We start from the raw sequence: 7,367 nt of genomic DNA, 5'->3' as shown, positions 1-7,367 counted from the left end.
AGCACACACAGCGCCGATATTTCGGCCGACATTGCCGGGCTAGGATCTGCTGAAGCTGAATCCGAGCTCAACTATCTCGGTACCGTTCGGGCGCGAGCCGGATATGCTTTTGACCGCGCCTTGGTCTATGCACACGGAGGTTTCGCCTACGGCGAGACCGAGCAGACCATCACCGCTGGTGGGACAAAGCTGTTCAACGAGAGCCAGACTCGCACTGGTTGGACGGTAGGCGCTGGTGTGGAATTCGCCGTCACCAATAGGATCTCGGTCGGCACCGAGTACTCATACGTGGATCTCGGCGACGAACGCGTTTTCGATGACGCTGGCGTTTTCGTTGATGAAGACGTGGCCTTCCACACAGTCAAAGCGCTAATCAACGTCCGCTTCTAGCACCTTTAGATTTACCTCAACTGGCGGAGCAGCTCCTGCCGCGCAGCCTGCTCCGCTCAAATTTGTACTATCACGCGCGGATTTTGGGCGGGGGTGTAATGAGCGTCATCTGGACGATCGTGCTTCTATGGTTTGTTGTGCCAGTTTCTGTTTTTTTGTCGGCCGTAGCGTTTTTTCTGGTGATTGGAAGCGGCTTCACTGGTCGGGAAGGTACTGAACCCAAAAAGACGGCGCAGCCTTTCTCTCACTTTGATCCCTTCGATTGAGGTTCAAGCCAGCCCTAGCGACCCGGCCACAGGCCATCATCGGCGACATCCGCTGGCAGCGGATCCATCGCCTTGATCACCCACGATGCTTCGTAGAGCGCGGAGACATAATCCGCCGACTGCTGCCACAGGGATAGCAGCTGCGGCGGGGTCAGTTCGTGATCAACATTATTGCCGTCACGATATGTCGTGCGCGTGGTCGTGTCGCCTTGGCTGATGCGCAGCTGAGCGCCAAGGGCAAGATTGGTGAGGTTGCGCGCGTCCTGGTCCCGGCCAGTGACATAGACCCCGTCGAACACCTTTCCGGCAACGATACGCCGGGAGCGCTCAACATTGATCTCAGCGTGCTTGGCGGCTCGCTGTTGCTCCGCCTTCTGCTCGGCGGTGATGATGATGGACGGATCAGGCTTCCACATGATCTTCCTCCTCGGGCTCCGGATCGCGCGGCAGTTGGATCTCGCCGTCCGCCGGATCGGCTATCGGATCAGGGAAAGCTACCGCCTGGGATGGATTCGGGCCGTGCGGCAAAACGAGGGTTAGATGCAGTTCGCCGTCGATGCGCGAGACCGGGCCGACGATCCAGTCGCAGGGGATGACCTTCGTGACATACCCGTTCTGGATCGTCGCGCCATCCGGCAAATCGGAGAAATCGAAGACTTCTCCGTTTATAGTGAGAGCATCGCCCTGTTTGGAGACCGTTAAAGGATCCTCAGTGAACAGCGGTGAAAGATTTATGCGCATTAGAACCACCTCCCGATGGCTATCCAGTTAGTGGCCATAGAGACGCCTGAACCAACGTTGTCACCCGCTGCAACCTCCAAGCCGCCAGCGCTCACCGCACCAATGGAAACGTTGAAGCGTTGCGCTAAAGACGTGTTCGGTGAAACGAGCGTATAAGGGCTTGCGGTAAAGGCGATTGGGAAGTTTGTTGACGCGTAAGTTGCGCCGGGTGCAGCTGGGACCGTTCCCGTGACGGCCCCCCAACATATTTGGGTGCCGTCAGCGTAGCGAACATAGCGACCGTTGGCGTTAATTCCGGTTTGAACAACCGCATCGACATACTGCTTTGTGGCTGCATGGAGGGCGGCGGTGGGGTTTGCGGGGAGTTGGATCGGTCCGGTGGAACTTACAAGGCCGTCAGATTGCGGCTCAAGGCGAATGCCCCCGCCACGGGAAATAAGATGAATCCCGCCTGAACCTTGGTTTACAATTTGAAACGATCCGTTAGCGCCAGAATTGCGGATGATTCGAGCGCTGTTATCGACGCCATCCTGTGCGTGTAAATCGATATAGGCAAGACGATCACCAGACAGGAGGCGACCAAGTTCAAAATTGCTGACGGTTTGCAGGTTTGGCTGGAAATCCGTGAGCGAATTCCATGCCCCCCACGTACCGTTATTGAGAACACGCACAAAGACTGCCGGGAAAGCAATCGACGTGATCTGGAACGCTAGCTGCACGGCATAATTGCCGGCTTGACCGGCATGGATGACTTGCCAGACCCCGTTCCCCGGAGGAGACCCTACGGTTTCGCCTAACGCGCGATATACGCCATTTACCCGGAGAGTATTTAGGCTCCCACCGGGAACGTTGATGTTTGTGTTGTTAGCCCCCCATCCGAAGCCAGCGGCCAGCTTGGCAACCGTTTCCGATACGTCGTTACTTTCCAACAACGTCCGCGTAAAAGCCGTCAAGATGGCGAGATCCATCGTTCCGGCGCCGGTGAAGATGGGGAACCGGTTGGCCTGCCCCTGAAGCGCGCTGAGCGCTTCGACATTGCCATTGGCGAGCGCGGCAGTTAGCTGGATCACGAAGGCCGACAGGCGCGAACCATCCGCCTGGTAGCGAACCACGAGAGGGCGCGTTCCGGCAGCCCCGGAAGGGCACGCATCCGCTAGTGTGCCGGAGTTCTGGCCGGTCACCTCATCGATGATGAGGAACAAGCCATTCGCCCAAATCATGTCACCGCGAGTGATGCCAGCCGTCTGAAGAGCAGCGCCGCTTGTCGTGAACGCCTTGCTGCCGTTCGTAAGCGTCACTGTCCCGGCGCGGTAATCAGGCCGTCCCGCCATCTTTGCCCTCCTTATCCTCTAGGCGTTTCTTGAGGTGCTCGATCAGCGCCTGTTGCTGGGCAACCAGGGCACGCGTGTTCCTGACCTCTTCCGCCAGGAGGAGGCTCGTCACGCATTCCTGTTCCCAGCGACGCTGAAAGAGCGCGCCCACGGCGTCCGTGGGCACGACATGTTGTTGCGGCTCGGGGGCCGCTGCTTTGTCGGTCATGTTTGCTCTTAGGGTTTAGCGGCGCTGTGCCTGAACTTGGAGACGTCGAGTGTTGATCGCGCTGGTAGTGTCGCCGCCCGCCATGCGGACTTCAAAGGTGTGCACCGCGGCTGTTGGCGTCATCCATATGTACTCTTGGAAATATTGACGTCCTATCCCGCCCGCCGATATGTCGTGAGAGGGATCAGTGTTGTACATCGCAACCCCGTCGATCGCGAAAAACACCTGCGCATCAGGTGAACCGCTAACAAATTGATGCGACCACAAGATGCGCACGTTGAAAGCATCATTAGGTACCGTCATCGACGTGGAACCTACCGTAGTGACTCCGCCGCCCGACGCGATCGTGATGTTTCCATTGTCTGCGAAATTCGCTGTCACGTTGATCGCATCGCCGGCAATCTTCAGGGTGTTGACGGCGAGATTGTCGATCATGGCGCTGGTGACGCGCAGGTTATTGATGATCGCCTGCTCCATCTGCGCCCAGGTTATATTCGCGTTGACGATGTCGGCCCACTGCACCTTCACGTTTTGTAGATAAGCGGTGCCGCCCTGGAAAAGGAACGGCTGCACATCGGTCGCGCCGCTGGTTACGACGAACTGATCTGCAACGACAACGGCGCGGCTCGTGCCATCTGACTTTGCGTCAAGGAAGAAAGACGGCGATGCGAAACCGCCAGACGTGCTAACGCGCGCTTGCATCCCGACGCGCGCCCAACCGCCGCCAGGACTTGCGAAAGCTGCGGCCCTGAAGAGGCCGTTTGCAGAGACGTCACCAACTTCCGAAGAGACTTGCGTCAGCGCCTGAGAGAAAGCTTCTAGGTCTGTATTGACGCGCGCTTCCAGCGACGACATCGCGCCCGCAAGTGCTGCCAATCCCGTTTCGGGATCATCAATCCGGGCCTCGACGGCCTCGACCTGAATGGCTATCGCCTCGGTCTGTGTGACAACAACCGTGATCTGCTCGGTGAAGGTTGCCTTCAGATTGCCAGCAGTGGCCACGGCATCTCGCAGTAGCTCCTGCTTGTCGAGGAAGTTCTGCACGCCCTGGTCGCCAACCAGCTGGTTCAGCCGCTCGAGTTCGTCCCAGACGTCGCGGTCGTTGCCGCCGAGCCAGTCGAGCGCGTTCTTTATGTCGTCGTTCAGCTGGCCGATATCGATCGGATAGATGTCGTCAGAGCCAAGCAGCACATTCGGCGTCGTGACCGGAAGCCATAATGACCAATCCGTAGCGCGCGCCCCGTACGGCACGAATTTCCCACGCACCTCGTAGAGGGTATTCGGCAAGAAGGTGCCGTTGAGGATAACCGACTTCGGATTAGGGTTTGTTGCCGGGTCGCCATAGGGCAGATTGCCATCGAAAACGCCGGCCCCGTTTGCCGCCAGACGAACCTGCACCTGAACCGCGCGCACGTCGAGATCGTCACCATCGAAGAAGACCTCGATTGACGGCCTGCGCGCCTTTCCCGCCGCATCGTAGAAGATGGCCGGCTGCACCTGCCAACCGCTCATCGGTTGCGGGGGCGGCCGCATGGGACCGACAGCGCCTACCGAAGACGGCAGCTCATCTGTCGGGCTCCAGCTGTAATCGGCCGGATCGACTTCCTTAAGCGCCACCTCCTGCAGGCAGTTCGGATGATCGACCATAGAGCCGATCAGGAAGAGCTTGCTTTGATACCCGTTGCGCGCGCTGGTTCAAGAAACCGCATCAACCACCGGCTCGAGCAGCCACGCCTCGGGCGGCAGGAAGAAGTTGTGCTCGCGGACGCGACGGGCGTCATTGGCCATCGCCAGCATGAGGCGCTGCACCTGTGTGCCTCGCGGCACGACAGGGAACGACGCGCCGGCTACTAAGCGCCGCCCATCGTCCTGCGCCTCAAAATCGGCGTTGTAGCGCGGCGGAGCGTCCTTATTCGCCCACGCCTCCAGCGGCTCCGGATAGGTGGCCTGTATGCCGTTGTACGTGTTTTCCAGACCGGGAAAGGGCTCATAGCTCTGCCCGCGCGTTACAACGACGTCCTCATCTGTGAAGACATAGGCGGGCAGCGGCGGCGCACCAACGTGCGTCTTATAGGATCCGCCAATCTCGGCGGTGCGACCGTTACATGCCTTGTTCAGCTCCTCGACAATGTCGAGCGGCTCGATGTCAACGGTGATTTCCGCGCCGGCAATGAACTGCTTTTCCGTGCCGCCTGACGCCAGAGGGATCAAGCGGTCGCATTCGTTCATCGCCGCCATCCAGGAGGATGCCGGAAGACGCGCAGCGGCCGTGTTCTGGCCGCCATACACCCACTGGCCATCGTAATAGATGCCACGGATGATGTTGTATTCTATGACCTTGGGGTTGTCGGTGAACTCGTAGGTTGCTGTCTGCCCCCAACGATGAGGGCCAGAGCCGCCAGCGGTCGAATCCTTGCGAAGGTCATAGCACTTGATGCCACGCCTCCTTTGCGCGCTCGCGAATTTTATCTTGCTGCTCGGACGCAAGATCGCTGCGCGCCCGGACTTCGGCGCGTGCCGCGCGGCGCGGCTGACTTCACGATGCCGCCGATCACACGCTCAGACACGAAGATCGCATCAGCTCGCCTTCTCCCTGCTGAAGCGCGTTGCCGATCTTCACCTTTGCAGCGGATTGTCCCCGTTTCGAAAACCAATGTCAGCCATGCGCGAGCCGTGCACGATCGACTTATGAATGCCGAGATAATTTCTCGTCGCCACGGCCATTGCCCAGCCGTTCTCGTCTGTGACCGCTGAGGCTGGCCCGGTGGCTTAGCCAGCGCGGTACGCCGAAAGATGGCCGCCAGTTCGTAGCTTTCCCGCGATTGCATAGGCTTCCGCCACGAGATTCTTGGAAATGAAAAATGGATCGATCTCTGGTCGACGAGAGCGCCGCCCAACGCAGCGACTGCTCGCATCACTGTTTATGCCGGCAATGAACGGACCATGGTGCTGAAGCTGGAAAAAGCGTCGGCCCAGGCTTCGATTGCGAATCAGGCCCCATGTAGCGCTTCGGATGGCGGAATGAGAGCAAGTTGTGAACGAGGCCCGGAGGAAAAACCGGGCGATTGGCGACGAGGAGGACCCGGAGAAGTGGTTTCAAGTCTGGGACCAGTTGGCGCGGCTGAAGTCCCGGCAATCGAAGTGGCTAACCGGCGTTATTTTTGATGGCTGTGTAGCGCCTACCCTCCTTCTGGGCGCCAGACCTGGAGCCCCAGCGCCAAGCGGGCAAAAGCCCGGGCATGGAAGCCGATCCAGATTGCGGCCGGCGACGCGCTGCCGGCTTTCGGCTTTTCTTTTGGGACACGGGCCGCCGAAGCAGAGGCAAAGAGATTTGCCGTCGCGGAACGCCCGCTCAGCGCCTTTGCCAACAGCCGGTGATGGCGGAGAGCGGGGCGCTCGATCGACCGTGCGCGAGCCACCCTCCAAGAGGAAGATTTCAATCCCGAGCGCCCTTGCCCCTTTCGGGGGTGAGCAGAAGAATGTCGTTGGGTCCGGCGATCGTGAAGAACCTGATCGCCTCGATCCGCAGACCGAAATGGTCAGGAATGATCCGAATTCGGCATTGGCGACGCCGCTCTCCCGGTATTCGACTGCTTGCTCGCGATATGCGGCATGGAAACCGATCAAGAATCCGGCGACATGTATCTGCGGGCACCGGAAAGCCAAATCAGGCCGCACGCGGAAAAACATCGCCGCCGGCAACCAAGGTCGCGTAGTTCCGCAGTCGGATTTCTGCAGCTATCTGCAAGGCTTCACCTACGAGGCCCCCGGGATTGTCGAGATAGACCGCCACTTTCTCGCGGTTCTGGATTGTTTCGTAGAAGCGATCACCGTCGCCCCGCTCCCATTCAGGCGTACCCGCGCGCGGGCAGCATGAACTGCATCTTCCGGGCGCGCACAGCCTACTCGGCCGATCATGTGCCCGCCCCAGGATTTCACAATCACGATCGCCGCGGCGAACATGAATCTTGGCCTTATCACCTTAAAGCTTGTAGTGACGCCCGCTGGAGGTCTTCCCAGACAAGGTCGGCAGATCAAATAACTCGGTCGGCGATGAGATCCGTCCTTGCCGTCCGTCTTGCGCCCGACAAAATGCAGATGCCCTGTGTCCATGGCCTGCACGACGGACGGCTCCTCTCAACAGGCCTTGTCCTTTTGGTATTAAACGTTGCTCGATCTGCTGCTGCATCACAGACCCGTCGTTTCTCAGGAGATAGATCATCCAGCTTCCGAGGCGGAAATCAGTCTTTTTGTGTCACTCATTTGCCGCTCCCGACCGTGCTCAACGCCTGACATCGAGTCTCCGGCGACGAAATGCACAATCCAGAGAACGGTAGACGATTTTCAACCCAAATTATTTATGACGGTTTCTTAAATGAATCCGTTAAACAGCAATATGGAAGAATATGCTGTCCTTGCCAGCCGTCGGGT

At 58.9% G+C, this 7,367-nt stretch carries 8 protein-coding genes; 2 read left to right on the top strand and 6 right to left on the bottom strand.

Features of this window, described 5'->3' with window-relative positions; genetic code table 11:
- Together CHEJ32_RS0123095 and CHEJ32_RS27295 are read left to right on the top strand one after the other, a co-directional pair.
- Positions 1-390 (top strand): outer membrane protein (locus CHEJ32_RS0123095; protein ID WP_028035882.1); only part of this gene is annotated, 390 nt, incomplete at its 5' end.
- Positions 391-488: 98 nt separating this feature from the next.
- Positions 489-656, top strand: coding sequence for a hypothetical protein (locus CHEJ32_RS27295; protein WP_156936788.1), 168 nt, complete (start codon positions 489-491; stop codon positions 654-656).
- A gap of 14 nt (positions 657-670) precedes the next feature.
- Here the strand turns inward: CHEJ32_RS27295 and CHEJ32_RS26490 are convergent, their stop codons facing one another.
- From CHEJ32_RS26490 to CHEJ32_RS26475, 6 genes are all read right to left on the bottom strand, one after another.
- Entirely contained in the window at positions 671-1,072 is a 402-nt protein-coding gene (locus CHEJ32_RS26490; RefSeq protein ID WP_051469877.1) for a DUF4376 domain-containing protein, read from the bottom strand.
- The gene (locus CHEJ32_RS0123085) at positions 1,059-1,397 is read right to left on the bottom strand and encodes a hypothetical protein (RefSeq protein ID WP_028035881.1); all 339 of its coding nucleotides are present in this window, start codon (positions 1,395-1,397) and stop codon (positions 1,059-1,061) included. The genes CHEJ32_RS26490 and CHEJ32_RS0123085 overlap by 14 nt, the downstream gene beginning before the upstream one ends.
- The gene (locus tag CHEJ32_RS27515) at positions 1,397-2,728 is read right to left on the bottom strand and encodes a pyocin knob domain-containing protein (protein ID WP_051469876.1); all 1,332 of its coding nucleotides are present in this window, start codon (positions 2,726-2,728) and stop codon (positions 1,397-1,399) included. The genes CHEJ32_RS0123085 and CHEJ32_RS27515 overlap by 1 nt, the downstream gene beginning before the upstream one ends.
- Positions 2,712-2,936: a hypothetical protein gene (locus CHEJ32_RS0123075; RefSeq protein ID WP_028035880.1), complete on the bottom strand. Its 225-nt coding sequence runs from the start codon at positions 2,934-2,936 to the stop codon at positions 2,712-2,714. The genes CHEJ32_RS27515 and CHEJ32_RS0123075 overlap by 17 nt, the downstream gene beginning before the upstream one ends.
- A gap of 15 nt (positions 2,937-2,951) precedes the next feature.
- A complete protein-coding gene (locus CHEJ32_RS26480; protein ID WP_210164591.1) occupies positions 2,952-4,433 on the bottom strand; it encodes a hypothetical protein in 1,482 nt (493 codons plus the stop codon).
- Positions 4,434-4,631: 198 nt separating this feature from the next.
- Positions 4,632-5,423: a phage tail protein gene (locus CHEJ32_RS26475; RefSeq protein ID WP_051469874.1), complete on the bottom strand. Its 792-nt coding sequence runs from the start codon at positions 5,421-5,423 to the stop codon at positions 4,632-4,634.
- Positions 5,424-7,367: the final 1,944 nt, after the last annotated feature.

The organism is Chelativorans sp. J32 (assembly GCF_000518985.1).
Taxonomy (GTDB): domain Bacteria; phylum Pseudomonadota; class Alphaproteobacteria; order Rhizobiales; family Rhizobiaceae; genus Chelativorans.
This window is presented reverse-complemented; position numbering and strand designations above follow the sequence as displayed.

Coding starts and splice junctions, on each gene's coding strand:
- CHEJ32_RS27295 (WP_156936788.1), top strand. CDS start 489: ATGAGCGTCATCTGGACGATCGTGCTTCTATGGTTTGTTGTGCCAGTT.
- CHEJ32_RS26490 (WP_051469877.1), bottom strand. CDS start 1,072: ATGTGGAAGCCTGATCCGTCCATCATCATCACCGCCGAGCAGAAGGCG.
- CHEJ32_RS0123085 (WP_028035881.1), bottom strand. CDS start 1,397: ATGCGCATAAATCTTTCACCGCTGTTCACTGAGGATCCTTTAACGGTC.
- CHEJ32_RS27515 (WP_051469876.1), bottom strand. CDS start 2,728: ATGGCGGGACGGCCTGATTACCGCGCCGGGACAGTGACGCTTACGAAC.
- CHEJ32_RS0123075 (WP_028035880.1), bottom strand. CDS start 2,936: ATGACCGACAAAGCAGCGGCCCCCGAGCCGCAACAACATGTCGTGCCC.